Origin of the sequence: Paeniglutamicibacter selenitireducens (assembly GCF_051550675.1) — a bacterium.
Classification (GTDB): Bacteria; Actinomycetota; Actinomycetes; order Actinomycetales; family Micrococcaceae; genus Paeniglutamicibacter.
This window is the reverse complement of sequence record NZ_JBPULF010000001.1, coordinates 639,447-665,867: the sequence shown is the minus strand read 5'-3', so window position 1 is coordinate 665,867 and position 26,421 is coordinate 639,447. Positions and strand designations below refer to the sequence as shown.

22 protein-coding genes are annotated in these 26,421 nt (G+C 68.1%); 13 read left to right on the top strand and 9 right to left on the bottom strand.

The features are described 5' to 3' along the window. Positions 1-80: 80 nt before the first annotated feature. Positions 81-302, bottom strand: coding sequence for a DUF3107 domain-containing protein (locus ACSYDW_RS02975; RefSeq protein ID WP_438337201.1), 222 nt, complete (start codon positions 300-302; stop codon positions 81-83). A gap of 69 nt (positions 303-371) precedes the next feature. Next, positions 372-953: a TetR/AcrR family transcriptional regulator gene (locus ACSYDW_RS02970; RefSeq protein WP_438337327.1), complete on the bottom strand. Its 582-nt coding sequence runs from the start codon at positions 951-953 to the stop codon at positions 372-374. Positions 954-1,111: 158 nt separating this feature from the next. Between ACSYDW_RS02970 and moeB the strand changes: the two genes are divergently transcribed. Together moeB and ACSYDW_RS02960 are read left to right on the top strand one after the other, a co-directional pair. Further along, positions 1,112-2,338, top strand: a complete 1,227-nt coding sequence (moeB, locus tag ACSYDW_RS02965) for a molybdopterin-synthase adenylyltransferase MoeB (protein ID WP_438337200.1) — start codon at positions 1,112-1,114, stop codon at positions 2,336-2,338. A 182-nt stretch (positions 2,339-2,520) separates the two neighbouring features. Further along, positions 2,521-3,537: an SH3 domain-containing protein gene (locus tag ACSYDW_RS02960; protein WP_438337199.1), complete on the top strand. Its 1,017-nt coding sequence runs from the start codon at positions 2,521-2,523 to the stop codon at positions 3,535-3,537. Positions 3,538-3,676: 139 nt separating this feature from the next. Here the strand turns inward: ACSYDW_RS02960 and ACSYDW_RS02955 are convergent, their stop codons facing one another. After that, positions 3,677-5,011 carry a glutamyl-tRNA reductase gene (locus ACSYDW_RS02955; RefSeq protein ID WP_438337326.1) on the bottom strand — a complete coding sequence of 445 codons (1,335 nt, stop codon included), beginning with the start codon at positions 5,009-5,011 and terminating at the stop codon, positions 3,677-3,679. Between the two features lie 136 nt (positions 5,012-5,147). Here ACSYDW_RS02955 and hemE point away from each other — a divergent pair, with 136 nt between their 5' ends. From hemE to ACSYDW_RS02910, 9 genes are all read left to right on the top strand, one after another. Further along, on the top strand, positions 5,148-6,218 hold the full coding sequence (hemE, locus tag ACSYDW_RS02950) for a uroporphyrinogen decarboxylase (RefSeq protein ID WP_438337198.1): 1,071 nt from the start codon (positions 5,148-5,150) through the stop codon (positions 6,216-6,218). A gap of 117 nt (positions 6,219-6,335) precedes the next feature. Beyond that, positions 6,336-7,955 (top strand): protoporphyrinogen/coproporphyrinogen oxidase, encoded by a 1,620-nt coding sequence (locus tag ACSYDW_RS02945; RefSeq protein WP_438337197.1) that lies wholly within the window; start codon positions 6,336-6,338, stop codon positions 7,953-7,955. 177 nt (positions 7,956-8,132) lie between these two features. After that, positions 8,133-8,780, top strand: coding sequence for a hydrogen peroxide-dependent heme synthase (gene hemQ, locus ACSYDW_RS02940; protein WP_438337325.1), 648 nt, complete (start codon positions 8,133-8,135; stop codon positions 8,778-8,780). Beyond that, positions 8,777-9,982, top strand: coding sequence for a ferrochelatase (locus tag ACSYDW_RS02935; RefSeq protein WP_438337196.1), 1,206 nt, complete (start codon positions 8,777-8,779; stop codon positions 9,980-9,982). Before hemQ ends, ACSYDW_RS02935 begins: the two co-directional genes overlap by 4 nt. Beyond that, on the top strand, positions 9,979-10,953 hold the full coding sequence (gene hemC / locus ACSYDW_RS02930) for a hydroxymethylbilane synthase (protein ID WP_438337195.1): 975 nt from the start codon (positions 9,979-9,981) through the stop codon (positions 10,951-10,953). Before ACSYDW_RS02935 ends, hemC begins: the two co-directional genes overlap by 4 nt. A 5-nt stretch (positions 10,954-10,958) precedes the next feature. Further along, positions 10,959-11,804 carry a uroporphyrinogen-III synthase gene (locus ACSYDW_RS02925; RefSeq protein ID WP_438337194.1) on the top strand — a complete coding sequence of 282 codons (846 nt, stop codon included), beginning with the start codon at positions 10,959-10,961 and terminating at the stop codon, positions 11,802-11,804. A gap of 79 nt (positions 11,805-11,883) precedes the next feature. Further along, entirely contained in the window at positions 11,884-12,867 is a 984-nt protein-coding gene (hemB, locus tag ACSYDW_RS02920) for a porphobilinogen synthase (protein WP_438337193.1), read from the top strand. Continuing rightward, a complete protein-coding gene (hemL, locus tag ACSYDW_RS02915; protein ID WP_438337192.1) occupies positions 12,867-14,183 on the top strand; it encodes a glutamate-1-semialdehyde 2,1-aminomutase in 1,317 nt (438 codons plus the stop codon). Before hemB ends, hemL begins: the two co-directional genes overlap by 1 nt. Before the next feature lie 420 nt (positions 14,184-14,603). After that, entirely contained in the window at positions 14,604-16,124 is a 1,521-nt protein-coding gene (locus tag ACSYDW_RS02910) for an amino acid permease (protein WP_438337191.1), read from the top strand. A gap of 216 nt (positions 16,125-16,340) precedes the next feature. On the opposite strand, the gene ACSYDW_RS02905 is transcribed toward ACSYDW_RS02910, so the two are convergent. The 6 genes from ACSYDW_RS02905 to ACSYDW_RS02880 form a co-directional block, all read right to left on the bottom strand. Beyond that, complete coding sequence (locus tag ACSYDW_RS02905) at positions 16,341-17,300, bottom strand: endonuclease/exonuclease/phosphatase family protein (protein WP_438337190.1); 960 nt, start codon at positions 17,298-17,300, stop codon at positions 16,341-16,343. Positions 17,301-17,843: 543 nt separating this feature from the next. Next, positions 17,844-18,698, bottom strand: a complete 855-nt coding sequence (locus tag ACSYDW_RS02900) for a MetQ/NlpA family ABC transporter substrate-binding protein (RefSeq protein ID WP_438337189.1) — start codon at positions 18,696-18,698, stop codon at positions 17,844-17,846. A gap of 254 nt (positions 18,699-18,952) precedes the next feature. Further along, positions 18,953-19,810, bottom strand: a complete 858-nt coding sequence (locus ACSYDW_RS02895) for a MetQ/NlpA family ABC transporter substrate-binding protein (RefSeq protein WP_438337188.1) — start codon at positions 19,808-19,810, stop codon at positions 18,953-18,955. A gap of 133 nt (positions 19,811-19,943) precedes the next feature. Next, positions 19,944-20,624: a methionine ABC transporter permease gene (locus ACSYDW_RS02890; RefSeq protein WP_438337187.1), complete on the bottom strand. Its 681-nt coding sequence runs from the start codon at positions 20,622-20,624 to the stop codon at positions 19,944-19,946. A 3-nt stretch (positions 20,625-20,627) separates the two neighbouring features. After that, a complete protein-coding gene (locus ACSYDW_RS02885; RefSeq protein ID WP_438337186.1) occupies positions 20,628-21,620 on the bottom strand; it encodes a methionine ABC transporter ATP-binding protein in 993 nt (330 codons plus the stop codon). Between the two features lie 295 nt (positions 21,621-21,915). Continuing rightward, complete coding sequence (locus ACSYDW_RS02880) at positions 21,916-22,596, bottom strand: 3'-5' exonuclease (protein ID WP_438337185.1); 681 nt, start codon at positions 22,594-22,596, stop codon at positions 21,916-21,918. 106 nt (positions 22,597-22,702) lie between these two features. Between ACSYDW_RS02880 and ACSYDW_RS02875 the strand changes: the two genes are divergently transcribed. Further along, positions 22,703-23,104: an MGMT family protein gene (locus ACSYDW_RS02875; RefSeq protein ID WP_438337184.1), complete on the top strand. Its 402-nt coding sequence runs from the start codon at positions 22,703-22,705 to the stop codon at positions 23,102-23,104. Between the two features lie 20 nt (positions 23,105-23,124). After that, a complete protein-coding gene (locus ACSYDW_RS02870; RefSeq protein ID WP_438337183.1) occupies positions 23,125-26,421 on the top strand; it encodes an ATP-dependent helicase in 3,297 nt (1,098 codons plus the stop codon).

Below are 26,421 nucleotides of genomic sequence, written 5' to 3'. Positions count from 1 at the left end.
CCACGGCGCTTAACGCACCGGGGCGCCGGGTCCGCACTCCGTCAGGACTGCAGACCCGGCGCCCCGGGAACCTCGTGCAACTAGTGGGCGAAGCCCACGCGGCGAGATTCCTCGACGCCGATCTCGACGTAGGCGATGCCCGCCACGGGAACCAGCATGAGGCGGCCCTTGGCATCGGTGAGGCGCAGTTCGCCGCCGCTGCTCAGGGCGTCCGAGACGCGCTGGGCCAGCTCTTCGGCGCTTTCGGCGGATTCGATTACGATCTCGCGGGCAACATTCTGAATTCCGATGCGAACGTCCATGGTGGCCTTCCTGGTGGGTGCGTATCCGGCACCCACATGGCACCGGATGACTTCTGATCCGAATTTACGTCAGGATTCCTTGGGGAAGCGACCGATTCCGCGCCAAGCTAAACGCGAGACCAGTTTGCTGGCCTCCTCCATGCTCACCTCGTCGCGCAAATCCACCCAGTAGCGGGCCGACACCTGCGCCATCCCGGCCAGGGCGCGGCCCATGAGCACCGCCTGCCCGGTGGGAAGGTTGGTGTCCTCGGCAATGACCCCGGCGATGCCCAGCGCGAACTTCGCATTGAACGCCTCGATGCGCCCGCCGATCTCCTCGTCGTTGAGCAGGTCGGACTCGAAAATGAGCCGGAATGCCTGGGAATCGCGGGCAATGAACTCGTAGTAGGCGTGTATGGTGGCCCGCACGCGCAGCTTGTTGTCCGTCGTCGAATTCATGGCCTGCTGAAGCAGCGTGCTGAACTCGTCCATGTGCTGGTCCAGCAGGGCGATGTAAAGCTCGCGCTTGCCGGGGAAGTGCTGGTAGAGCACGGGCTTGGAGACCTCGGCGACCTCCGCGATTTCATCCATCGAAGCGCCATGGAAACCGCGGGAGACGAATACCTGGTGTGCGGCCTGCAGCAGCTGGCGCCGGCGGGCCTCGCGCGGCATCCGCTGCGTGCGTACGCTGCGGCTGGGGGGATTTGTCACATCGGCCCTTTCGAGGTGCAGTCGCCGTCGGATGCGGCGGGCTCTCGAGCAAGTCTACTCTCGGGTAACGAAGAGGAAAGAGTGCCGCGCGGCCCCCGACGCGGGGCTATGGTGTTTCCATGGAACCCCTCGAGCCCCGTCCCGTCCCAGCAGGCACAGCCCCGAAGCGCCACCGGGGATCGAGTCCGGGGCCGCTTGTCGAACCCGGCGCGGAGCTTGATGCCGAGGAGCTGATGCGCTATTCGCGCCAGATCATCATCCCGGAGATCGGGATGGCCGGACAGCGCCGGCTCAAGAACGCCCGGGTCCTGGTCATTGGCGCCGGCGGACTCGGCTCCCCGGCCCTGCTGTACCTGGCAGCGGCAGGCATCGGAACCATCGGGATCATCGACGACGACGTGGTTGACGTCAGCAACCTGCAGCGACAGGTCATCCACGCCGTTTCCTCGGTCGGCATGGCCAAGACCGAATCCGCAGCGGCCCGCATCCGCGAGTTGAACCCGCTCGTCTCGGTGACCCAGCACCGGCAGCGGCTGGATGTGCACAATGCCCTGGAGCTGTTTGCCCAGTACGACGTCATCCTCGACGGCACCGACAATTTCGCCACCCGCTACCTGGTCAACGACGCGGCAGTGCTGAGCGGGAAGCCCTACGTGTGGGGATCGATCCTTCGATTCGACGGCCAGGTGAGTGTGTTCTGGGACGAGTTCGGGCCGAACTACCGGGACCTCTACCCCTCGCCGCCGCCGGCCGGCACCGTGCCCTCGTGTTCGGAGGGCGGGGTGTTCGGGGTGTTGTGCGCCCAAGTCGGATCCGTCATGGTCGCCGAAACCATCAAGCTGATCACGGGCGTGGGACAGACCCTGCTGGGCCGGCTGCTGGTGCTGGATTCCCTGGACATGCGTTGGCGCGAGGTCAGGCTCGAGAAGGACCCGGAAGCACCCGAAATCACCGGACTGCTGCCCAGCTACGAGGCGTTCTGCGCCGGGCCTGCGACAACGGGGCAGCTGGGCACCGATGCCGTCGTCGGTGCCGCGGAGCTTGCCGGGCTGCTGGCCGAGCGGGCCGAGGGACGGCGGGACTTCCTGCTCGTCGATGTCCGCGAGCCCGGCGAGCACGAGATCGTCGCGATTCCGGGTTCGGTTCTCGCGCCGCGCGGGGCGGTGCTCTCGGGCGAAATCACCTTGCCGGCCGGGCGGGAAATCATTCTCCATTGCAAATCCGGCGCCCGTTCGGCCGAGGTCCTGCGCTACCTGCGCCGCGAGGGGTATCCAGCGGTCCGCCACCTGGAGGGTGGAATCCTGGCCTGGATCCGGGATGTCGACGGGACGCTTACCCCCTACTGAGGCCCGAACTTGGGCCTCGGGGGCGGGGTGGTGAAGCGGGTCGAAAGAATTGTGTATACAAATAATGCGAAATGAATAAAGTTCACATAGTGTGTGGAGAACATACTGAAGTGTTGCTCTGTGGGGAGGGCACTGAGGTTAGGTTCACAATGAAGGTACTCTTACTTGCACTTGTAAGTTTATTGGCTCTCTCACCCGCCCAGCTGGGCGCCCCCGGCATCGGCGAACTGCCCATCCCACCCGAAATATCCAGACCGGCCAGCGGCGACGCCCACACCACCGAACCGAATACCGCCCCTGGCGAAGTGCAGCTTTCGGGGACCAGCACCGTCACGGCCTCGAAACCGCGGTTCGTGACCACCACATCCATCGCGCCGCGATCGGGCAAAAGCAGCGGCGCCCGGCTGGGTTCCGCGTCCAAGGGGTACACCGTGTGGGGCACGGGCAAGACCTCTTCCGGGCACACCCAGATCAAGTTCTTCGGCAAGAACGCATGGGTGAAGTCCAAGCAGCTCAAGCGCATCGCCATCGCAAACTACACCACCACGCGGGGCACGAAGATGCGTTCGCAGGCTGCTGCCGGAAAGTCGATCGCGACGTTGCCCACCGACTACACCGTGGGAACACTGACCAATGCGAAAAAGAACAAGTGGACCCAGGTCCAGTACCGGGGACAGACCGGCTGGGTTGCCTCCAAGGACCTCAAAGGCGTGTCGTTGAAGGCAGCTGCGGGAGCCGGCAAGAAGTCGTATTCGGATTCCGCATGGTCCAAGAAGATCCGGCAGAACATCTCCAGGTATTGCCCCTCGATCCCGGTGCGCGTTTCCAAGACGAAGGGCGAGTACTACGCCGAATCGATTCCGCGCAGCATTACGCTCAGCAGGGTCGGCAACAACGACCCCGACGCGGCAAACATCAAGGCCGTGGCGCTTCACGAATGCGCGCACATCCTCCAGTTCACGGTCTACCCTTCGGGGTTCGCGAAGTTGACGAGCTTTGCCGAGCGCATCAACCCGCGCCGTGACGGGCGCGGGATCGAACACCTGGCCGACTGCATGAGCGACAAGATGGGCGCGAAACGGACGGGAACGTTGCCCAACGGCAACACCTACATCGCCGGATACAAGGGCAAGTGCACCTCCGCGCAGAACCAGGCCGCCAGCGCATTGCTGGCGGGCAAGCGCCCCGCCGGAGTGTAGCCGCCGGGTTTCCGGCAGCAGGGGGGCCGCCGGAAACCCGGCATCCGCACACGGTGCCACCGACGCAAGGACGCCGCGGGATCCTGCCCTGAGGGGCGGTTCCCGCGGCGTCTTGGTGCGTGGTCTGGACGTGCGGCCGTCAGCCGGCGTCGCGCATCCGGTCATCGGCGGGCTGCGCCGAGCTGACAGGGCAGACGCCTTGCCGGGAAGCGGGTGCCGCCGGGAGCTCGATCTCAAGGCCGTAGAGCGTTTCGAGGGCGTCGATGTAGTCGCCCGCACGGCCCTCGGCCGCGAGCTCGCGTGCCCGGACCGTGGGCACGTGCAGCAGCTGGCGCATCATGCGGCGCATGGCGAATTCGACCTCTTCGGCCGCGGCGGTGCAGCCGTGCTGCGCACGGACCTTCTCCACCTCTGCCTCGAGAACGGACTGGGTGTGCCGGCGAAGCGCGACGATGGCGGCGTCGGCAGCGCGTTCGCGCTGCTCGAGTGCAAAGGCGCGGGTGGCGTCCTGGACGATCCCGCGTGCCTGGTGAAGTGCCTGTGCCTGCTCGTCGGGGGCGGCCATGCGGACCGATTCGAGGTTGATCAGGTCCACGCCCGGCAGCTGGCCGAGGTTCGGGTCGAAGTCGTTGGTCAATGCCAGGTCGATGGCGACCAAGGGCCGTCCGGCGCGTTCCAGCGACGCGATGTCATTGCTCATCAACCGGTGGTCGGAGCCGCTGCAACCGATCAGGATGTCGGCGGCCGCGAGCGCGGCCTCGAGCGAGTCCTCATCGAGGGCGGTGCCGCCGCGGGTTGAGACGAAGGCCTCGGCACGGCCGGAGGCGGAGAACACCGAGATGTTGTGTGCCTTGCGATCGCGCAGCAGGGACATCGTGGCGCCGGCGTAGGCACCGGTGCCGAAGATCACGATGTTCTTGTCTTCCCAGGACGGGTCCACGCTCAGGTCTGTGGCCAGGTCCAGTGCCACGGAGACGACCGAGAGGCCTCGCGAGCCCAGCGCCGTGCGCGAGCCGACGTCCTTGGCGGTGCGCGATGCGGTCTGGAAGAGGCGTACCAGGGAACCCGTGGCGGTGCCCGAGGCCTGGGCCTCGTTCAGGGCGCGGCGGACCTGTCCGGCGATCTCGCGTTCCCCGATGACTGCCGAATCCAGGCCGGCGCCCACGGAGAAGAGGTGGGAGACGACGTCGGACTCGGTCTTGGACACCAGTGCGGCGGAGACGGTTTCCTCGCTCAGGCCGGTGCTGGCGGCGATCTGGGTGATCACGGAGGAGCGGGCGGCGGGAACGTCCTCGGAGCGGGGGACCTCGCAGTAGATTTCGTAGCGGTTGCAGGTGGCAAGGGTGATGGCACCGGCAACGGGGCTGGCCGAAGCGAGCACGACGGAAGCGACCTGGGAGGCGTCGGCGCTGATCTTTGCCACGGTCTCGAGGTCGATGTCTGAATGGGATGCGACGAGAGATAGTAAAACCACAGTGCCTCCCATCGTACCGCTTCTACCGCACGTAGAAAACTGAGTGTTGATCGGTATTGGCCGGCGTGGGGGTCCGCGTGTTCGCCCGCGGCGACCGGATTACTCTTCGGCGCGACAACTTGGCACAATCTTGACTATGACGTTGAGCCAGAACCACCCGATGATGGACGGTCGCACCGCCGATTCGCCGCTGATTTCCGCCTACCGGGGCAAGACCCCCAGCCGCCGACCCGTGTGGTTTATGCGCCAGGCCGGCCGCTCGCTGCCCGAGTACCGCAAGCTGCGCGAGGGCACGCAGATGCTCGAATCCTGCCTGCGCCCCGAGATGGCCTCCGAGATCACGCTGCAGCCAGTGCGCCGCCACGGCGTGGACGCCGGCATCTTCTTCTCCGACATCGTCATCCCGCTGAAGCTCGCGGGCGTCGAGGTCGACATCGTCCCGGGTGTGGGCCCGGTCCTCGCCTCGCCGGTGCGCACCGCCGCCGACGTGCGCGCCCTGCCGAAGATGGACGACGCGGCCCTGGACCCGATCCGCGAGGCCGTCTCGATGACGGTCGAGCAGCTGGGCAACACGCCGCTGATCGGCTTCGCCGGAGCGCCGTTCACCGTGGCCGCCTACATGGTCGAGGGACGCCCGTCCCGCGACCACCTGGGCCCGCGCACCATGATGCACGCCGAGCCGGGCGTCTGGGAGGAGCTTGCCAACTGGGCGGCCGATGCCTCCGGCGCGTTCCTGCGCGCACAGATCGAGGCCGGCGCCTCCGCCGGGCAGCTCTTCGACTCCTGGGCCGGCTCGCTCTCGCTGGCCGACTACACCAACTTCGTGGCGCCGTCCTCCGCCCGCGCCCTGGACGCCGTGCGCGACCTGGGCGTGCCGCTGGTGCACTTCGGCACCGGCACCTCCGAGCTGCTCGGGGCCATGCGCAACGTGGGCGTCGACGTCATGGGCGTTGACTACCGGCTGCCGCTGGACGAGGCAAACCGCCGCCTGGGCGGGGACATCCCGCTGCAGGGCAACATCGACCCGGCCCTGCTTGAGGCACCGTGGGAGGTGCTCGAGGCACACGTGCGCCAGGTGCTCGCCGCCGGCGACAGCGCACCGGGCCACGTGGCAAACCTGGGCCACGGCGTCCCGCCGGACACCGACCCGGCGACGCTGACCCGTGTGGTGGAACTCATCCACTCGGTAGCCCCGGTCGCACGTTAAGCTAGAGACACGGCCCGCATTCGCCGTCCCCGTTCCGGCTCAACCCCGCATCCAGCGCCCCTCCGGGCCGCGGCGGGACGGGAACGGCGCAGGGGCACCCCTCTCCAGGAAGAGATCATGCAGTCAGACGCACCAGAGCAGCCAGCCCCCGACGCCGCACCTGCGAGCCAGGAACCCGGCGCGGCGCCCAAGCCCAAGCGTGCACCCGTGGCCTCGAATGCCGCGGCACACGCCATGCGCCTGCTGCACCGGGCCCGTGCCGGCGAGCACCGCTCCGCCGAGCCCAAGGTCCCCGCCGGTCCGCGTGCCGCGGTCATCGGCGGCGGCATCGCCGGCCTGGTTGCGGCCCGCGAACTTGCCGCGAGCGGCCATGCCGTCACTCTCTACGAGGCCTCCGCGGCCTTCGGAGGCTGCGTGCGGTCCCACGAGGTCGCCGGCCTGGTGCTCGACGCCGGTGCCGAGTCCTTCGCCACCCGTTCCACGGCCGTTGCCGACCTGCTGGCCGAGCTCGGCCTGGGGGAGGACGTCGTCACCCCGGCCCCCGGCGGCGCCTGGCTCTACCTCAAGCGCGGCGGCGAGGCCATGGCCCAGCCGCTGCCGGCCACTGGCATCCTGGGCATCCCCGGGGACCCGTGGGCCGAGGAAGTGCGCAGCGCCGTGGGACGCGCCGGCGCCCTGCGCGCGGCGGCGGACCTGATCACCCCGGTGTCCAAGAAGTTGCTTGAGGGCGAACTCTCCCTTGGCGCCCTGGTCCGTTCCCGGATGGGCACCGCGGTGCTGGAGAACCTTGTCACGCCGGTGGTCTCCGGCGTGCACTCGGCCGACCCCGACACCCTCGACGTCGACGCCGTCGCCCCGGGCCTGCGCGCCGCGGTGCTGAAGCACGGGTCGCTCGCCAAGGCCGTTGCCGCGATGCGCGCCGCGGCCCCGGCCGGGTCCGCTGTCGCCTCGGTCTCCGGCGGCATGCACCGGCTCACCGCGGCCCTGCTGGAGGACCTGCGCGCCGCCTACGTGGTGCTGCTGCCTTCCACGCCCGTGGCCTCGGTGCACCACCGGGCCGGGGGAGAAGACCCGGAGGCGGCCTTCGAGATCCGGCTGGCCGCGGACACACCGGACGCCGAGGCCCCGGAACCGGCCCGATTCTCCCGCGTGGTCATCGCGACGCCCGGGGAAACCGCCACGGATCTTCTGGCGGGCATCGACCCGGCCTTTGCCGGTCACCGGCCGGCCCCCGGCGCCGACATCGCGCTGGTGACGCTCGTCATCGACAAGCCCGAGCTCGACGACGCCCCGCGCGGCACCGGCCTGCTGGTCGCCCCCACGGTGGACACCGTCGGGGCGAAGGCACTGACCCACGGCACGGCCAAGTGGCAGTGGCTGGGCGACGAATCCGGCCCCGGCTCCCACGTGCTGCGCCTGTCCTACGGCCGGCTGAACGACGTGGCCGGGTCGCTGGCCCAGGCCGACGACAAGTCGCTGCGCGCCGCCGCGCTGCTTGACGCCTCCACGCTGCTGGGCCTGGAGATCACCGCCGGCGACGTGCTGGGCTTCGACGTGGTGCGCTACGCCGGCGCGCTGCCCTTCGCGACCACCGGCCATGCGGCCCGCGTCGCCGGGATCCGCGACCTGGCGCAGGCCACCCCGGGGCTCGAGGTCGTCGGCGCCTGGCTCTCCGGGACCGGGCTTGCCGCCGTCGTGGCAGACACCCGCAAGCGCCTGCGCATCAGCGCCAGCTAGCGCCGGCGGGCCCCGGGCCGCGCACCGGAGCGCAGGGAAGACTTCAGACCAGAGAAGAAACAGCCTCTTCGCCTTCACGCGAAGAACCGCAGAGAAAGCAGAAGAACCGCCATGAGTGCAGTTGAAAGCAATTCGCCAGTGATCCGCGACCGCGAGGCCGCCGGGGACGACGCCACCATGTACTACACGCTGTGGACCGTCTTCAAGCGCGATTCGGACCTGGACCGCACCGAGGGCGTCGAGGCGTTCGAGGCACTTGTCGCCGAGCTGGCAGCCGAGGGTGTCACCCTCCGCGGCACCTACGACGTCTCCGCCATGCGCGAGGACGCCGACGTGATGACCTGGCTGCACGGCGCCACCGCCGAGTCCCTGCAGGCAGCGGTGCGCAAGATCCGCCGTTCCTTCCTCTTCGCCGAGACAACGATCGTCTACTCGACGATGGGCGTGCACCGCGAGGCCGAGTTCGCCAAGGACCACTCGCCGGCCTTCGCCCGCGGCGTGACCCCGGGCGAGTGGATGACGGTCTACCCGTTCGTGCGCACCAACGACTGGTACCTGCTTGACCCGAAGGACCGCGGCAAGATGCTGCGCGACCACGGTATCCTGGGCCGCGAGTTCCCGATGGTGCTCGCCAACACCGTCGCCGCCTTCTCCTTCAGCGACTACGAGTGGCAGATCTGCCTCGAGGCGCCGGACATGATCGACCTCGTCGACATGATGCGCCACCTGCGCTACACCGAGGCCCGCAACCACGTGCGCGAGGAGACCCCGTTCTACACCGGCCGCCGCATCTCCGCCGCCGAGGTCGCCGAGGTCCTGCGATGAGCCAGGACTTCGACCCCCGGCAGGGGTACGACGAGAACGGCGTCATGGCCCCCAAGGCCTACGACGCGATCCTGCTGGCCTCCTTCGGCGGCCCGGAGGGGCAGGACGACGTCATCCCGTTCCTGCGCAACGTCACCGCCGGCCGCGGCATCCCGGACGAGCGCCTCGAAGAGGTCTCCCACCACTACCGCAAGAACGGCGGAGTGTCCCCGATCAACGCGCAGAACCGTGCGCTGAAGGCCGCGCTCGAGGCCGAGCTGGCCGTCCGCGGCATCGACCTTCCCGTCTACTGGGGCAACCGCAACTGGGCCCCGTACATCCCCGAAACCGTCGAGCGGATGTACGCCGAGGGGCACCGCAAGGTGCTCATGCTCTCCACCAGCGCCTACTCCGGCTACTCAAGCTGCCGCCAGTACCGCGAGGACCTCGGCGAGGCCCTGCGCGGCACCGGCCTCGAGGGCAAGCTCGAGGTTGACAAGGTGCGCCAGTACTTCGACACCCCCGCGTTCGTCACCCCGTTCATGGAGGGGCTCACCGGCTCCCTGGCCGAGGTGCGCGGGCAGCTGGCACAGGCCGGCAACCCCGACGGCGAAATCAAGATCGTCTTCGTCACGCACTCCATCCCGACCTCCGACGCCGAGGCAGCTGGCCCGCGCGACCTCGTCGCGACCCTGGACACCGACCTCTACACGGCCCAGCACCTGTCCGTGGCAGACGCGATCCTCGCCGGGGTGCCGACGGCCGCCGGCCTTGAGCACACGCTGGTCTTCCAGTCGCGCTCTGGCGCCCCGCACATCCCGTGGCTGGAGCCGGACATCAACGACGCCCTGGAGGAGTACAAGGAAGCCGGCGTTGCCGGCGTCGTGGTGGTGCCCATCGGCTTCGTCTCCGACCACATGGAGGTGCTCTGGGACCTGGACACCGAGGCGAAGGACACCTGCGCCGAGCTCGGCCTGGCCTTCCACCGCGTGCCGACCCCCGGAACCCACGCCACGTTCATCTCCGGCATGGTCGACCTGGTCAGCGAGCGTGTTGCCGGTGCCGACGGGAACGCGCTGAAGCCCGGCCGCGAGTCGGTCGCCGCGCTGGGCCCGTGGTTCGACGTCTGCCGGCCCAACTGCTGCGCCAAGGTCATGCGCGACGGCACCGTCAAGCCCACCATCGCCGCCGTCGACTCCGAGGTCGGGGTGCCGACGCCATGACCCAGGCACCTTTCCGGATCGGCACCCGCGGCTCCGCGCTGGCCACCACCCAGACCGGGCACGTGGCCGACGAACTGGTGGCCGACGCCGGCGTGGAGATCGAAACCGTCCTGGTCAAGACCGAGGGCGACGTGACCACCGGGCCGCTCTCGGCCCTCGGCGGCACCGGAGTGTTCGCCGCGGCGCTGCGCCAGGCGCTGCTCACCGGCGAGTGCGACCTGGCCGTGCACTCGCTCAAGGACCTGCCGACGACCCAGCCCGAGGGCCTGGTCATCGCCGCGACGCCGCGGCGCGCCGACGTGCGCGACGCGCTGTGCGCCCGCGACGGGCTGTTCCTGGCCGAGCTGCCGGAGGGCGCGAGCGTCGGCACCGGTTCGCCGCGCCGTGCCGCCCAGCTGCTGGCCTTCCGCCCCGACCTGAAGATCGTCGACATCCGCGGCAACGTCGGAACCCGGCTGGGCCGCGTCAAGGGTTCGCCCGCGCAGGCCGACGACGGGGGAGTGGGCCGCACCGCCCAGGGTGACCTGGACGCCGTCATCCTGGCCGCGGCCGGCCTGGAGCGCCTGGGCTTCGAGTCCCACATCACCGAGTACCTGGACCCGGAGATCATGCTCCCGGCCCCCGGTCAGGGCTCCCTGGCCGTGGAGGTGCGCGCGGCGGGCAGCTCGAACGCCGCTGTCGACGCGGCTCTTGCGCGGCTCGACGACCACGAAACCCGCCTGGCGGTCACCGCCGAACGCGCGCTGCTGGCCCGCCTTGAGGCAGGCTGCGCCGCGCCCATCGGCGCCCTGGCCCGCGTGTCAGGGGACACGCTGCTGCTGGACTCGGTGGCCTGCGCCCCCGACGGTTCGGACACCATGCGCCGTTCCGCGAACACCCGCGACCTCACGGTCGACGGGGCGCACGCCCTGGGCGTGGCCCTGGCCGAGCAGCTGCTGCGCGAGGGCGCTGCCGCGTTGGCGGGGCTCTAGCAGCCATGTCCATTCCCGGGGTGTTGGCGGGGCGCACCGTCCTGCTGCTGCGCAGCGCCGATCGGGCTGCCGCCACGATCGCCGCGCTGCGCGCGCGCGGGGCGCGCGCCGCGCTGTGCCGGCTCATCGACTTCGAGCTGCCCGCCGACACCGCGGAACTGGATGGCGGCCTGCGCCGGCTGCTGGCCGGCGAATTCGACTGGTGCGTGTTCACCTCCGTCAACACGCTCAGCGCGCTCACCCTGCGGGCCAGGGCCCTGGGCCTTGAACCGGCCATCCCGGCCGCCACCCGCATCGCCGTCGTCGGAGAGGCGACGGCGCGGGCCGTGCGGGAGCTTGGCGCGAACGTCGATTTCATGCCGGCGGCCGACCAATCGGCCCGTGGCATGCTCGCCGCCTGGGGCGCCCTGCGTGCCGGCCCGGCGAGCGTGTTCATGCCGCAGGCGGACATCGCCTCCGCCACGCTGCGCGACGGGTTCGCCGCCCACGGGTGGGACGCGCACGTCGTGGTCGCCTACCACACCGTTGCGGCGCCCGCCGACCCCGCCCGCGCCCTGTACCCCGCGGACCCCGGCCTCCCGCCCGGCTGCCGGCTGCTGGACGCCGCCGACCTCGCGGCGGCCCTGCCCGGCATCGACGCGGTCTTCTTCACGTCCCCGAGCACCGTTGACAGGTTCCTGGAGGCGGTGCCCGCACCGGGAGCCGTGCCGGACCTCATCGCGATCGGGGACAGCACCGCGACGCGCCTGCGCGAGCGGGGCTTCGTCCCTGCCGCGGTCGCGGCCATGCCCACCCCCGCGGGCATGGTCGCCGCGTGGGAAGCCGCGCTGGCGGCCTCCCGGAGCGGCTAGCGACGCGGCCGCCCACCCGCGGCCGCCCACCCGCGAACACCCGAACTTGAACAACCCCGAGCTTCACAAGGAGCGAAGAATGTCCTTCCCGTCCCGCAGGCCACGCCGCCTGCGCACCACCCCCGCCATGCGCCGCCTCTCCGCGGAGCTGACCCTGGCCCCGCAGCAGCTCATCCTGCCCGCGTTCGTGCGCGAGGGCCTGGCCGAACCCAACCCGATCACCTCCATGCCCGGCGTCGTGCAGCACACCCTGGACACGCTCAAGGCCGCCGCGGCCGAGGCCGCCGGGCTGGGCCTGGGCGGCATCATGCTCTTCGGCATCCCGGAGACCCGCGACGCCATGGGCAGCGCCGGCACCGACCCGAACGGCATCCTGAACCGCGGCATCGAGGCCGTGCGCGCGGAGGTCGGCGACGAGCTGGTCATCATGTCCGACGTCTGCCTGGACGAGTTCACCGACCACGGCCACTGCGGAGTGCTCGACGCCAAGGGCAACGTGGACAACGACGCCACGCTGGAGATCTACGGGGCCATGGCCGTCGCGCAGGCGGAGGCCGGCGCCCACATGCTCGGCCCCTCCGGCATGATGGACGGCCAGGTCGCCGTCATCCGCCAGGCCCTGGACGACGCCGGCCACCAGGACGTCTCGATCCTGGCCTACGCCGCCAAGTACGCCTCCGCGTTCTACGGCCCGTTCCGCGAGGCCGTCGACTCCCAGCTCACCGGCGATCGCCGCACCTACCAGATGGACGCCGCCAACCGCCGCGAGGCGCTTCTCGAGGTCGAGCTGGACCTGGCCGAGGGCGCGGACATGGTCATGGTCAAGCCGGCCATGAGCTACCTGGACGTGCTGGCCGACGTGGCCGCCATGTCCCCGGTCCCGGTCTCCGCCTACCAGATCTCCGGCGAGTACGCGATGATCGAGGCCGCCGCCGCCAACGGCTGGATCGACCGCCGCGCCGCCATCATCGAATCCGTCCTGGGCATCCGCCGCGCCGGTGCCGACACCGTGTTGACCTACTGGGCCAGTGAACTCGCCCAGTGGCTGAAAGAAGGAAAGTAATGACCAGCTCCGCAGAACTCTTCGCCACCGCCCGGAAGCTCATGCCCGGCGGGGTGAACTCCCCGGTGCGGGCCTTCGGCTCGGTCGGCGGCGTGCCCCCGTTCATGGTCGGCGCCAAGGGGGCCTACCTCACCGATGCCGACGGGAACTCCTACGTGGACCTCGTCTGCTCGTGGGGCCCGGCGCTGCTCGGCCACGCACACCCGGCCATCCAGGACGCCGTGCACGCGGCCGTCGACCGCGGCCTGTCCTTCGGCGCCTCGACGCCCGACGAGGGCAGGCTCGCCGAGCTGGTCATGGGCCGCGTCGGCGGCGTGGAGCGCATGCGCATGGTCTCCACCGGCACCGAGGCGACAATGACCGCGGTGCGCCTGGCCCGCGGCTACACCGGCCGCGACCTGATCGTGAAGTTCGCCGGCTGCTACCACGGCCACCTCGACGGCCTGCTGGCCGCCGCCGGCTCCGGCCTGGCCACCCTGGCGCTGCCCGGCTCCGCCGGCGTCACCGCCGCGACAGCCGCCGAGACCCTGGTGCTGCCCTACAACGACCGCGCCGCCGTCACAGCCGCCTTCGCCGAACACGGAGCGAACATCGCCGCGGTCATCACCGAATCGGCACCCTGCAACATGGGAGTGGTCACCCCGGAGGCGGGCTTCAACAAGTTCCTGGCCGAGACCACCCGCGCCAACGGCGCGCTGCTGATCCTGGATGAGGTGCTCACCGGCTTCCGCGCCTCCGACGCCGGCTACTGGGGCCTGACCGGCCGGACCGAGGGCTGGACCCCTGACCTGTACACCTTCGGCAAGGTCATCGGCGGCGGCCTGCCCACCGCCGCGCTCGGCGGCCGCGCCGAGGTCATGGACCACCTGGCCCCGCTGGGCCCGGTCTACCAGGCCGGCACGCTGTCGGGGAACCCGGTGGCCATGGCCGCGGGCATCGCCCAGCTCACCCACGCCACCGAAGAGGTCTACGCGCTCATCGACGCGAAGTCCCTGGAACTCCAGGCCGCGCTGGTCTCGGCCCTGGACGACGCCGGCGTTGACCACTCCATCCAGCGTGCGGGAAACCTGTTCTCCGTCGCCTTCGGAACCTCCGAGCACGGGGTGCACAACTACGCGCAGGCGCAGGCGCAGGAAGCCTACCGCTACGCGCCGTTCTTCCACTCGATGCTCTCCTCGGGCATCTACCTGCCGCCGAGCGTCTTCGAGGCCTGGTTCCTGTCCTCGGCCCACGACGATACGGCCATGGAGAAGATCTTCGCGGCCCTCCCGGCTGCGGCCCGCGCGGCAGCGGCAGCGACCCCCGAAGCCCCGTAGACAAGGCCCGACAGCAGTACCCCCGGATGCTCCCCGGGTTCCCCGACACCGCAAGCGCGAGAAGGGAACCCGGGGAGCATCCTGCGTTCCGTGGCTGACGCGAGGTAAGCGGGACCGCCCGCACGGCGTCACCGCGAGCCCTGGCGGTGAGTTCTGGCTCACGTGGGTCGCCGTGGCCGGGCATCGCGCCGGAGGCTGCGAGTCGGACGGCGCAACCTGGCGGAGCCCCACTAGTATCGCACAAAGACCCAAGTCAACATGAGATTGTTAGCCACTGTGGGTTGACGGTGCGGTTGGCTGCTCCGCCCCGGACCGCCCGGCTCCAGACTCGGCCGGACTCCGGGCAGCGGAATCCCCGCCAAGGCGGCACGGCTAGGCTTGGTCGGTTAGTTTTCGCGTTTCATTGTCCAGGGGATCATAGTGAGCCTATTTCGTACAAAACCCGTCGAGAGTTTCTTGGCGGATGCCGCAGAGCCGGGTCGCCAGCTCAAGCGGACCCTGAACACCTGGGATCTGATGATCATGGGTGTGGCAGTATCGGTGGGCGCCGGAATCTTTTCCGTGGGTGCACGGGCGGCGGCCAACTTCGCCGGCCCGGCAGTCACGCTTTCGTTTGTGATCGCCGCGCTTACCTGCGCCATGGCGATCATGTGCTACGCGGAATTTGCGACGGCGATCCCCGTCGCAGGTTCGGCCTACGTGTTTTCCTACGCCACCATGGGCGAGTTCATCGCGTGGATCATCGGGTGGAACCTGATCCTCGAATTGTTCACCGCGGCTGCGGTGATCGCCAAGTACTGGGGTATCTACCTCACCGAAGTCTTCCAGCTCGTGGGAGTACACCTCTCACCCACCATCGACCTAGGCATCGTCACCATGAGCTGGGGGCCGTTGCTGATCGTTGCGCTGTTCACGCTGCTGCTCGTCATGGGCACCAAGCTGTCAGCCACGGTCGGCAACATCTTCACCGTCATCAAGATCGCGGTGGTGCTCTTTGTCATCGTCGCCGGGTTCTTCTACGTCAAGGTGGAGAACTACACGCCGTTCGTCCCCGACGCCGTACCGGCTGCGGGTGACGGCACCACCGAGGTGCTCAAGCAGTCCCTCTTCGCCTTCGCCACTGGGGCAGCCCCGGCGCAGTACGGCATGATGGGCGTCTTCGCGGGCGCCGCACTGGTGTTCTTCGCCTTCGTCGGGTTCGACGTCGTCGCCACCAGCGCCGAGGAGGTCAAGAACCCGAGCAAGACGCTGCCGCGTGGCATTTTTGCGGGCCTGGCCCTGACCACGCTGCTCTACGTGGGCGTCTCGCTCGCGCTGACCGGCATGGTCTCCTACACTGACCTCGCCGCCGTCGAAACCCCGAACCTTGCCACAGCGTTCTCGCTGGTGGGCAACGAAGGGGCCGCCTCGGTGATCGCCGTCGGTTCACTGATCGGCCTGACCACCGTGATCATGGTGCTGCTCATGGGCCTCTCGCGCGTGGTGCTGGCCATCAGCCGCGACGGGCTGCTGCCCTACTCGCTGTCCAAGACCAGCGCCAAGCGCGGAACCCCCGTGCGGATCACCGTCATCTGCGGTGCCCTCGTGGCATTCGCGGCAGGCTTCACCCGTGTGGACGTGCTCGAGGAAATGATCAACATCGGCACGCTGTCCGCGTTCGTGATGGTCAGTCTGGGCATCATCGTCCTGCGCCGCAAGCGCCCGGACCTGAAGCCCGCCTTCCGTGTGCCGTTCGGCCCGGTCATCCCTGTCGTTTCGGCCTTGTTGTGCACCTACCTGATGTTCAACCTGGCTGTTGAGACCTGGATCTACTTCGCGGGGTGGCTGGTGCTGGGCGTGGCGATCTACTTCGGCTACGGACGGCGCCACTCGCGCCTGAACGAGAAGTACGCCGACCAGGTCGCAGCCATGGAAAAGGTCGAAGAGCCCGTCTCAACGTAAGGGCGCCGCACGCCACAGGGGTGCGGCCACAAGGTATTGACCAGGCGAAAGCGCCGGTACTGCTTCTGCGATCCAGAACAGGGTGCCGGCGCTTTTCCGTACCCGCCATACCCGGCGTGGTGGCCTGCCGTCCACCAGACGTCCGGGTCCCTCGGCACCCGAGGACACCGCGAGTCTGCGCCGCGGCTGGGACGCCCGATGGGCCCCGTCAGGGGATCAGTAGCAGCTCAGGCGCAGTGCCGCGGGGAAGGCGGTACCGCAGAGCCAACGGTCTGGGGGCGGTTCGGGGGCCGCGACAGCGGGCCCCGGAACAGTGAGCACCGCCATGAGCGGATAGTGGTCCGAGGGCACCTTGCCTTTGAGCCGGCCCGTGCGGGGATCGGTCTTCACGACCAGTTCCCAGCTCTTGACCCCGATGCCCTTGGTGACCATGATGTAGTCGATCCGGCGGCCGGGGACCCGCGGGGGAGGGTTCTTGAATCCGTGGAAACTGTTGAAGCTGGTGTTCTTGTGCGGGCCGGCGGCGTTCGCGGTGTCCATGAAACCGTTCTTGAGCAGGGTCTTCACCGGTTTCTGGTAGGCGTAGGAGTTCAGGTCGCCCATGAGGACCACCGGCAGGCCCTGCGGATTGATCGAGGTTCGCACCGCCTTGAGGATGTTCTTGACCTGCCCGTTGCGGCAGCGCTCGAAATCCCCGCGCTCGGTGATGCCCTCGGAGTCCAGGTGGGTGTTCACCGCCAGGAACGTACTCGAAGGATTGCTCCGCGTACGGAAGAACTGCCAGACCATGGCGCGGTCGTCCCATTCGCACCAGTCGTTGTCCACATTGACCATCCCGCCGGCTCCGACGGGTTCGAGCGCCGCCTTCTTGTAAAAGATGTGCAGGCCGAACTGTTTCGCCTCGTCGGACGAGCAGTCCTTCCTGCCGCAGTCCTCGTACTTGCCGTCCGAACCGGTGAGGGCGTGGCCGTACCCCTTCTTGGCAAGCGCCCGGCGCAGGCTCTCCCACTGCGGGATGTCATCGTCGTTGTCTTCCCAATCGCGGGTGATCGACGCTTCCTGGACGCCCAGGACATCCGCTGCATGGGAGACGATCGTTTTGGCCACGGCGGAGCGTCGTTTGTCCCACGGCCTGTCGTCCTGGTGCCGGAGTGCGGTCAGGATGTTGAAACTCATCGCGGTGATTTGAGGTCCGGAGGCATTGCCTGCGGCGGTCCGTTCCGGATGGGATTTTGTCGGCTGCCCGGTCTTCATTGGCTGCACGGTGTTCGGAGGGTTTCCGGTGGCCGGTTGATGCGCTGCCACCACTTGCCTCGGTGGCGAGTCCGACGGGCTGCCGGCCATTGGCCAGCCACTGATCGCACCAACGAGAACCAGCGCCTCAAGGGCTCCCCAAAACGCAACGAACTTCCGTGACACCGGGCCACCCCCATTGACCGTGGCCGGCCTCGGCCACTCGGATTTGTCCTTGCAGGGGGCCTCGACCGCGCCATCACGGCCGGGGTCCTGAGCGGCTCCGGACGCTGCGAGTGGCATCCGGGACGGGCTCGTGGGCACATGCTAGCACTGGATGCGCTCGTGAAACAGGTTGGCGGGGCGGGTTCCTGCCAAACGCCGGGCGGGGGCGTGCCCGGGGAACAAGAAAGCGCTGTCTCCCTGCCCGGAAGGGCAGGGAGACAGCGCCAAGGCGTGCTTCCCGTATGCGGAAAACCCGGGAGCCTAGAAGGCCGGAAGGACGCTTCCGTCGGTCCAGGTGGTCTTGATGTACTCGCGGACTTCGTCCGAGTGCAGCAGCTCCTCGAGCTTGGCGATGGCCTCGGTCGATTCGCCTTCGCGCCAGGTCAGGAAGTTGGCGTTCGGGTTGTTTACTGCCTCTTCCTGGGCCAGGATCTCGTCCTTGTTCAGCTTGGCCTGGACGATGTAGTTGCCATTGACGATGGCGATGCCGACTGCCGGGTCTTCCTGGTAGAACTTCGGAACCTGCTCGGAGTTCACTTCCTGGAACTTCAGCTTCTTCGGGTTCTTGGCCGTGTCGTCCTGGATGGACAGTGCGGAGTCACCGTCGACCAGGCCGTTGAGCAGACCTGCGGTTTCAAGCACGCGCAGGCCGCGCAGCTGGTTGACCGGGTCGTTGTTCAGCACAACGGTGGTGCCCTCGGCGACCGAGGCAACGTCCTTGAACTTCTTGGAGAAGGCGGTCAGCGGTTCGACGTGGACGCCGGCACCGTGGTCGAACTTGTAGCCCTTGGTCTTTTCCTGGTCGGCCAGGTAGGCCTCGGTCTGGAAGAAGTTCACGTCAAGGGTCTTGTCCGCCAGGGCGATGTTCGGCGTCTGGTAGTCGTCGATTTCGGTGATTTCCAGGTCGATGCCGTTCTTCGCGGCCAGGTTCTCATCGATGAACTCGAGGATCTGTGCGTGCGGGATCGGGCTTGCGCCTACCTTGACGACAGTCGGTGCGGAGGAGACGCCAGCGGAGGGAGTCGCGCTGGGGGTGGTGGCAGAGCCACCGCCGCAAGCCGTCAGTGCGAACAACGTTGCTGCGCCGGTCAGGGCGAGTGCGAGTTTCTTACGCATATTGATGCGTTTCCTTTTCATCTGGACCCGGTGTTTTGCGACACAGGGCGACTAACGCAGCTAGCGGCTACTGGCTGCGCGCCGGCGGTGGGTGGGCCGCCGGAAAACCACGGGGAGGCACGGTGTGCCTCGCGGGGGTACTGCGATGGAAAAGCGGGTGCGCCTCGTCAACGGGAGACCGCACCCCGGGTGGCGGTGCGGCGGCCGGGGCCGCCGCACCAACCTGGAACCTCTGGTGGTACGTCGGTACGGACCTAGAAGGCCGGGATGACGTCGCCTTCAGGCCAGGTGGTCTTGATGTAGGTGCGGACCTCGTCGGAATGAAGCAGCTCATCGAGCTTGGCAACGGCAGCGGTCTTCCCGCCCTCGCGCCAGGCCAGGATGTTGGCGTTCGGGTTGTCCTTGGTCGGCTCCACGGCGATGACCTCGTCCTTGTTCAGCTTCGCCTGGACGATGTAGTTGCCGTTGACGACGGCAATGCCGACCGTCGGGTCTTCCTGGTAGAACTTCGGAACCTGCTCGGCGTTCACTTCCTGGAACTTAAGGTGCTTCGGGTTCTTGGCCTCGTCGGACTCTACGGTCAGGACGGAATCCCCGTCGACGATGCCGCTGAGCAGGCCGGCCCCTTCCAGGACGCGCAGGCCGCGGATCTGGTTGGACGGGTCGTTCATCAGTACGACGAGTGCGCCGTCCTCGACCGAAGCCGAGTCCTGGTACTTCTTGGAGAACGCCGTCAGCGGCTCGAGAAGGATGCCGGAACCGTGCTCGAGCTTGTAGCCCTTGGTCTTCACCTGGTCCTCGAAGAACGGGACGTGCTGGAAGAAGTTGGCGTCGATCGATTCATCGCTCAGCGCCAGGTTGGGAGTCTGGTAGTCGTCGATCTGGGTGATCTCCAGGTCGATGCCTGCTTCCTTGGCCAGGTTCTCGTCGATGTACTCGAGGATCTGCGAGTGCGGGACCGGGCTTGCGCCTACCTTGACGACCGTCGGGTTCGCCGGGTCCAAGGTTGCGGAAGCTTCCGCGCTGGGGGCGGTGGCAGTGCTGCCGCCGCAGGCCGTCAGTGCGAACAGGGTGGCGACACCGGTGAGGGCGAGAGCTAGTTTCTTACGCATTTGATGCGTTCCTTTTCATGAAGAACCGGTGCACGGGGCACGCGGGGGCCGACGCAGCTAGCGGCTACTGGCTGCGCGCCGGCGGACAGGCCGCCGGAAGATTTTCGAGGACGCCGTTGGGGCGTCCGGTGGGTCAGCGGTGGTCGACCAGACGGGCGACGCGGTCGCCGACGATCTGGACGAGCTGCACCAGCAGCACCATGATCACGATCGTGACGACCATGATCGCGGGTTCGTAGCGCTGGAAACCGTAGTTGTAGGCGAGACGTCCCAGACCGCCGCCGCCGACGAGGCCGGCCATGGCCGAGTAGCCGATCAGGGTGACCAGGGTGGTCGTCGTCGCGGCGATGATGCCGGGCAGCGCCTCGGGAACCAGGACCTTGCGGATGACCTGCATCTTGGTCGAACCCATGACGAGTGCGGCGTCGATCTTCCCGGCGGAGACTTCGCGCAGGGCCGTCTCGACAAGGCGTGCGAAGAACGGGATGGTGCCGATGGTCAGCGACACGGAAGCCGCGATCGGGCCAAGGGACGTTCCGACCAGCATTGCGGCAAACGGGATCAGCGAAACCATCAGGATCGCGAACGGGATGGAACGCGTGATGTTCACGATGACGCCCGAGAGCACGAAGTTCAGCGGCCGGTTCGGGGTCAGTCCGCCCTTGGCGGTATTCAGCAGCAGGATGCCCAAGGGCAGGCCCACAATGACGGTAAACAGCCCGGAAATTGCTGTCATCTGCAGCGTTTCGAGGAATGCAGGCCACATGGCCTTGGTGATGCCGGGATTGGTCAGCAGGTCGTTGAGGAAGTCCATGTCCTACTTGGCCTCCTTCACGGTCACGGCGACGCCGTTGGAGAGCAGGTGCGTGGTGATGGCGGCGATGTCCGATCCTTCTGGAAGCTGGATGCGCAGGTGGGCAAATTGGTGTTCGCCGAGGTGCTCGACGGAACCGGCCAGCACGTTGACATCGATGTCGAAGGTGCGCGCGATCGAGGAGATCACCGGCTCCGTGGCGCGGGCACCGGAGTACAGCAGGTCCATGACGGTGCCTGCGGGCAGATCGTCGGGCAGGTCGCCCGGCATCGGCAACAGGGCCTGGGAGAGGCGGCCGGCCGGGTCGGCGACGACCTTCTGGATATCGCCGTGCTCGACGATGCGGCCGGCCTCAAGCAGCGAAACCGAGTCGCAGGCCTGCTTCACGACGTTCATCTCGTGCGTGATGATCAAGACCGTGAGGTTCAACCTGTCGCGCACCGACTTGATGAGTTCGAGGATCTCGTCGGTGGTCTTCGGGTCCAGGGCACTTGTTGGTTCGTCGCAAAGCAGCACATCGGGATCCGAGCACAGGGCTCGGGCTATGCCCACACGCTGGCGCTGGCCGCCGGAGAGCTGTGACGGGTAGGCATCGGCAAACTTCGCAAGGCCCACCAGTTCCAGCAGGTCGGCGACCTTTGCGGCGATCTTGGCCTTCGGGGTGCCAATGAGTTCCAGCGGGAAGGCAACGTTCTGCGCGGTGGTGCGCGAGTCCATCAGGTTTGCGTGCTGGAAGACCATTCCGATGCGGCGGCGCGCGGTGCGCAGGTCGGCATCCGAGACGTTGGCGAGTTCCTTGTTGTTCACTGCAACGGACCCGGAAGTGGGGCGATCCAGCAGGGTCAGGCAACGCACCAGCGTCGACTTTCCGGCCCCGGAATGGCCGATGATGCCGTGAATCTGGCCGGCATCAACGTGCAAGGAGACACCGTCGAGGGCGACGACGGTGCGGTCGCCCTGCTGGTAGACCTTGCGCAGGTCTGTAACTGTGATCAAAAGGGGTGTCCTCGGCAATCGGAAGGCAAATACGGTACTACATATTGAAACACTGTCGAACGATCGCGGCGTAATCTTGGCCATTTGGCGTAATATTGCGCGCCGGGCAGGTCGCAACCGCGATGCTGCCATCGAATCGTTGCAGGAAGGGGCGCTTTGTCGAAGAATTCGACGGCGCCACGGCGTGCTGCGAGTTGGGCCAAGGCACAACGGCACCCGGTGAACTGAATCACGTTCACCGGGTGCCGTTGGATTGCTGGGAAGGCGCCGGACGGACTCCGGCCGGGCTTTGCTGTTAGTCGCGCACCGGCCACTGGCCGTCGACAACCGCTGCCGGGTCCTTGCGGCGGAAGAACTCCTGGAGGCTTGCCGCCTGTTCCGCGGCCCATGAAACCTGGGCTCCGTGGAGTTCACGCGGGTCTATCTGCAGCTTGGGGTACTTGGTGGCCAGCGCATCCGCAATGCCGATGGTGGCCGCAGCATCGGCCTGCGACGTGTGGGCGTTGACCAGCGGGACTCCGTAGAACTCGCTCATCACCGAGAGGTTGCGCTTGCCGCGGCGGTACCTGTCGACCTGCTTGTCCATGATGTAGGGGTCGATGACCGGGCCGGGCGCCAGAGGCGCAACACCGTGGCGCCGTGCCTCGCGGTCCAGCACGGTGAAGTCGTAGGCTGCGTTGAAGGCCATGACCGGCATTGTCTCGAACAGGTCGGCAAGGTAGGCGGAGATTTCCGCAACGGCGGTTGCGGCGTCCATGCCCTCGGCCTGTGCCTGGGCGGTGTAGATGCCGTGGATCTCGCTGGCCTCTACCGGGATCGGCACCCCGGGGTTCACCAGCCATTCCTTGGCCTGCAGGATTTCGGAGCGTCCATTGACGACGACGATCGACGCCGTGACGATGCGGGCATCGAGCGGATCGCGCCCGGTGGTTTCAAGGTCGAATGCGGCGCGGGGGAGTGTATGCCAGGAAGTCATGAAACAACGCTACCGGGGATCGCGGACACTTTGGCGCGCGACACCGCTGCCGTGCGCCGATGCGGCACATTGCCGGCCAGGGGCCGAAGCCCGATAGATTTGATGCATGGTGCAAAGCTCTGCCGTCGGGCAGCAGGAAAACGGCAGCCGACCCCACTACGAGGAAGCGGTGCTGGAGGTGGCCGCCTTGATTCCGTCGGGCAGGGTGCTCTCCTACGGGGACATTGCAGAGTTGTTGGGTTCCGGCGGCCCGCGCCAGGTGGGCAAGGCCATGTCCAGGTCCGGGTCGGCCGTGTGCTGGTGGCGGGTGCTTCGGGCGGACGGCAGTCTGCCTGCGGAGCTGAACCGGCAGGCTGAGGAGCGCTGGCTCGCCGAAGGAACGCCGCGCCGCGGTTCCGGTGTTCACATGAAGACTGCAAGGTGGGAGCCCGATGAAGCTTCCCACCGGCGCATCGACGAAGTTGCGGCCACGCTGCCGATCCCTAAACGTCGTACACCCCTGATCTGATGGAGAGCATGAATTCCCGCATGATGGATTCCCCGACGACGGATACCGGGACCGCCGGGCACGGTGCCGCCCCGGGCGGGGCGGCCTACGCCGCGGACCCCGCCCAGCAGGTACTGATAGACATGGTTTCCGGGCACGGCCCGGTCCTGGTGCTCGGTGCGCCGGGCACCGGGAAAACCACGACGCTGCTGCGCATGTTGACTGCACGGCTTGACCGTGGGCTGGAGCCGGAACACCTCCTGGTGCTTTCGCCGACCAGAATTGCCGCTGCCCAGCTGCGCGACGACCTCTCAGCCGGCACGACGAAGACCTTCTCCGAACCCGCGGTGCGCACCTGGTCCGCCTACGCCTTCGACCTGATCCGCCGGGCGAGGCTCGGTGGGCTGCTGCCACAGTTGCAGCGCCCACCTCGGCTGCTTTCGGGCCCCGAACAGGACACGTTGATCGGGCACCTTCTCGAAGGCCATGCCCAGGGATTCACCCCGGCGCCGCAGTGGCCCGCGTCCCTGGGCGAAGCCGTGGGCACGCGCGGCTTCCGCAAGGAATTGCGTGAACTTTTCGACCGTGTCTCCGAGCATGGGCTCGATGCGGGGGAACTGCAGGACCTCGGCGAGGCGTTGGATCGCCCCGAGTGGGTTGCCGCAGCGCAGTTCTACCAGGAGTACCGGGACCTGTTGGATCTGGGCAGCGCCGAGGCATTCGACCCCGCGGGGCTGATCGCCGAGGCGGCATACCTGCTGGAATCGAACCCGGAATTCCTCGCCGCCGAGCACGAGCGGCTGAGGCTGGTCATGGTCGATGACCTGCAGGAGGCCAATCCGGCGCAGCAACGGCTGCTGTCCATGTTGGCCCGCGGGCGCGACCTCGTTGCCTTCGCCGTGCCCGACAACGTCGTCCAGGGTTTCCGTGGCGCGCGCCCGGACCTGCTGGGCGACTTCGGCACGCTCCACGGCACGGCGGACTCCCCGGCACGCACACTCGAACTGGCAACCTCCTACCGGCTGAACCCGGGCCTGGCCCGGGCCTGGGAGCTGGTGGCACGCCGCATCCCGGTCTCGGCCGGCGCCGCAGGGCGGACGCTGGTGGAACCGGCGGCCGAGGTCGGGGAAACCCGGCCCGCCGGCGCCGGAACCGACGGACCTGAACCTGCCGACCAGGACGGCGACGGCGCAGCGGCTGCCTTGGAAATCCTGCTCGTCGACTCGCCCATCCACGAACAGCGCCTGGTAGCCCAGCGGTTGCTCGAGGAACACCTGATGAACGACCGGCCACTGGATTCGATGGCGGTCGTGCTGCGCAACGGCGGGCAGGTCAGGGCCATGGCCAAGTACCTGGCCGGCACCGGAATCGCGGTGAACACCCCGCCCGCTGAAACCCCGCTGCGCGAGGAACCTGCGGTGCGTCCGCTGCTTGACCTGATGCAGCTGGCCTTGGACCCGGAGAAGATCCCGGACCCGCTGTTGCTCCAGGAACTTTTAATGTCCCGCTATGCGAACGCCACTGCCCTGGATGTGCGCAGGCTGCGCCAGGGGTTGCGACGCCACGAGGTGGCCGGGGGCGGGCAACGCTCCAGCGCCGACCTGCTGGCCGGAATGCTCGAAGAGCTTCCCTTGCTGGAGACCATGGGCCGTGAGGCGGCGGGTGCCAGGCGCCTGGCCCGAATGTACCAAGCACTCAAGGGCGAACTTGCCGGGCCCAACGTCAACGCCGAAACCGCCTTGTGGGCGCTGTGGGCCGCCAGCGGCATGGCCGAAAAGTGGACGGGGGCCGCACTGGCCGGAGGTGTGCTCGGATCCCGCGCGGACCACGACCTCGATGCGATGCTCGCCATCTTCCAGGGCGCCGAACGCTTCGTCGACCAGCTCCCAGGCTCCAGCGTGCAGCAGTTCGTCGACCACGTGCTGGGCCAGGAACTCCCTATGGACACCCTGGCCAACCGCGGCGGGTCCGCCGCCTCAGTGCAGGTGCTCACCACTGCTGCCGCAGCCGGACGGGAATGGGACCTGGTGCTGATCCCCGGCATGCAGGAGGGCATCTGGCCCAACACCCGGTTGCGTGGTGAACTGCTCGGCGGCGGTGCGCTCAGCGACGTCATCGAGCACGGCCCGCAGATCCTGCCCACCCGCAGCATCGCCGCCCGCCTGCGTGAAACACGTGCCGACGAAATGCGCACCTTCGCCAATGCGCTCTCCCGGGCGCGCCACAAGGTCATCTGCATCGCCGTCTCCTCGGAGGACTCGCAGCCTTCCTCATTCCTGGACACGGTGGACCCGCACGGCGCGCTGGAGCCCCGGCGCACGGTCTTCGTGCCCCGACCGCGCACGCTCGGCGCGCTTGTCGCCGAATTGCGCCAGGCCGCGGAGGCCACGGCGCTTGACCCGGAGCGGGCCCCGCTGCACGCCGATGCGGCAGGATCCCTGGCCATGTTGCTCCGGGCGCCCTTCCCTGTCCGCGGCGTCCACCCGAACAGCTGGTGGGGACTGCAGGAAGCAACCAGCCACGGGCCCGTCACACCCCCGGGGGAGCCGGTCAAGGTTTCCCCCTCCAAGGTGGAATCGGTCATGAACTCGCCGCTGAACTGGTTCGTGCAGGCGGCCGGCGGCGAAGCGGCTACAGATTTCGCACGGAGCCTCGGCACCCTGGTCCACTCGATCGCCGAGGAGCACCCCGAAGCCAGCGGCGGTGAATACCTGCAGGTCCTCGACGGCCGATGGCCGGAACTCGAGATGCCGGAGAACTGGGAGGGCGCGCGCGACCGCGAACGCGCCGAGGCCATGCTCAAGAAGCTCGCCCAGTACTCGATCATGATGCGGGGGGAAAACCGCCGGCTCATCGGCCGGGAAATCCCGTTCGACGTCACGATCCAGGGCGCCAAGCGCGATGCGCTGCTGCGCGGCGTGGTGGACAGGGTTGAGGCCGACGAGGCCGGAAACCCCTGGGTCGTCGACCTCAAGACAGGAAAGTCCCAGCCCAGCGGAAAGGACGTCGAGCGCCATCCGCAGCTCGGTGCCTACCAGGCCGCAGTCATCAACGGCGCGCTCGCAGGCAAGACCTCCGAGGTGCTGACAACGCAGCCGGCCGGTGCCTCCCTGGTGCAATTAGGCACCAGCACCAAGAGCCCACGCGAGCAAGCCCAGCCGCCGATCGCCGACGAGGACTGGGCCACCCCCATGGTGCTCCGGGCCGCCGAACTCATGGGAGAGGCCGACTTCCTCAGCCGGCACGATCCTGCCCGCGGAGGACGCAGCGGCAGCAACTGCCGCCTGCCCAGCATTTGTCCGCTCTGCAGCGAAGGAAAACAGGTGACCGAGCCGTGA

Bases quoted from the DNA above. Each gene is read 5' to 3' on its own strand.
- ACSYDW_RS02975 (WP_438337201.1), bottom strand. From the start codon at position 302: ATGGACGTTCGCATCGGAATTCAGAATGTTGCCCGCGAGATCGTAATC.
- ACSYDW_RS02970 (WP_438337327.1), bottom strand. From the start codon at position 953: ATGCCGCGCGAGGCCCGCCGGCGCCAGCTGCTGCAGGCCGCACACCAG.
- moeB (WP_438337200.1), top strand. From the start codon at position 1,112: ATGGAACCCCTCGAGCCCCGTCCCGTCCCAGCAGGCACAGCCCCGAAG.
- hemE (WP_438337198.1), top strand. From the start codon at position 5,148: ATGACGTTGAGCCAGAACCACCCGATGATGGACGGTCGCACCGCCGAT.
- ACSYDW_RS02945 (WP_438337197.1), top strand. From the start codon at position 6,336: ATGCAGTCAGACGCACCAGAGCAGCCAGCCCCCGACGCCGCACCTGCG.
- hemQ (WP_438337325.1), top strand. From the start codon at position 8,133: ATGTACTACACGCTGTGGACCGTCTTCAAGCGCGATTCGGACCTGGAC.
- ACSYDW_RS02935 (WP_438337196.1), top strand. From the start codon at position 8,777: ATGAGCCAGGACTTCGACCCCCGGCAGGGGTACGACGAGAACGGCGTC.
- hemC (WP_438337195.1), top strand. From the start codon at position 9,979: ATGACCCAGGCACCTTTCCGGATCGGCACCCGCGGCTCCGCGCTGGCC.
- ACSYDW_RS02925 (WP_438337194.1), top strand. From the start codon at position 10,959: ATGTCCATTCCCGGGGTGTTGGCGGGGCGCACCGTCCTGCTGCTGCGC.
- hemB (WP_438337193.1), top strand. From the start codon at position 11,884: ATGTCCTTCCCGTCCCGCAGGCCACGCCGCCTGCGCACCACCCCCGCC.
- hemL (WP_438337192.1), top strand. From the start codon at position 12,867: ATGACCAGCTCCGCAGAACTCTTCGCCACCGCCCGGAAGCTCATGCCC.
- ACSYDW_RS02905 (WP_438337190.1), bottom strand. From the start codon at position 17,300: ATGAGTTTCAACATCCTGACCGCACTCCGGCACCAGGACGACAGGCCG.
- ACSYDW_RS02900 (WP_438337189.1), bottom strand. From the start codon at position 18,698: ATGCGTAAGAAACTCGCACTCGCCCTGACCGGCGCAGCAACGTTGTTC.
- ACSYDW_RS02895 (WP_438337188.1), bottom strand. From the start codon at position 19,810: ATGCGTAAGAAACTAGCTCTCGCCCTCACCGGTGTCGCCACCCTGTTC.
- ACSYDW_RS02890 (WP_438337187.1), bottom strand. From the start codon at position 20,624: ATGGACTTCCTCAACGACCTGCTGACCAATCCCGGCATCACCAAGGCC.
- ACSYDW_RS02880 (WP_438337185.1), bottom strand. From the start codon at position 22,596: ATGACTTCCTGGCATACACTCCCCCGCGCCGCATTCGACCTTGAAACC.
- ACSYDW_RS02875 (WP_438337184.1), top strand. From the start codon at position 22,703: ATGGTGCAAAGCTCTGCCGTCGGGCAGCAGGAAAACGGCAGCCGACCC.
- ACSYDW_RS02870 (WP_438337183.1), top strand. From the start codon at position 23,125: ATGATGGATTCCCCGACGACGGATACCGGGACCGCCGGGCACGGTGCC.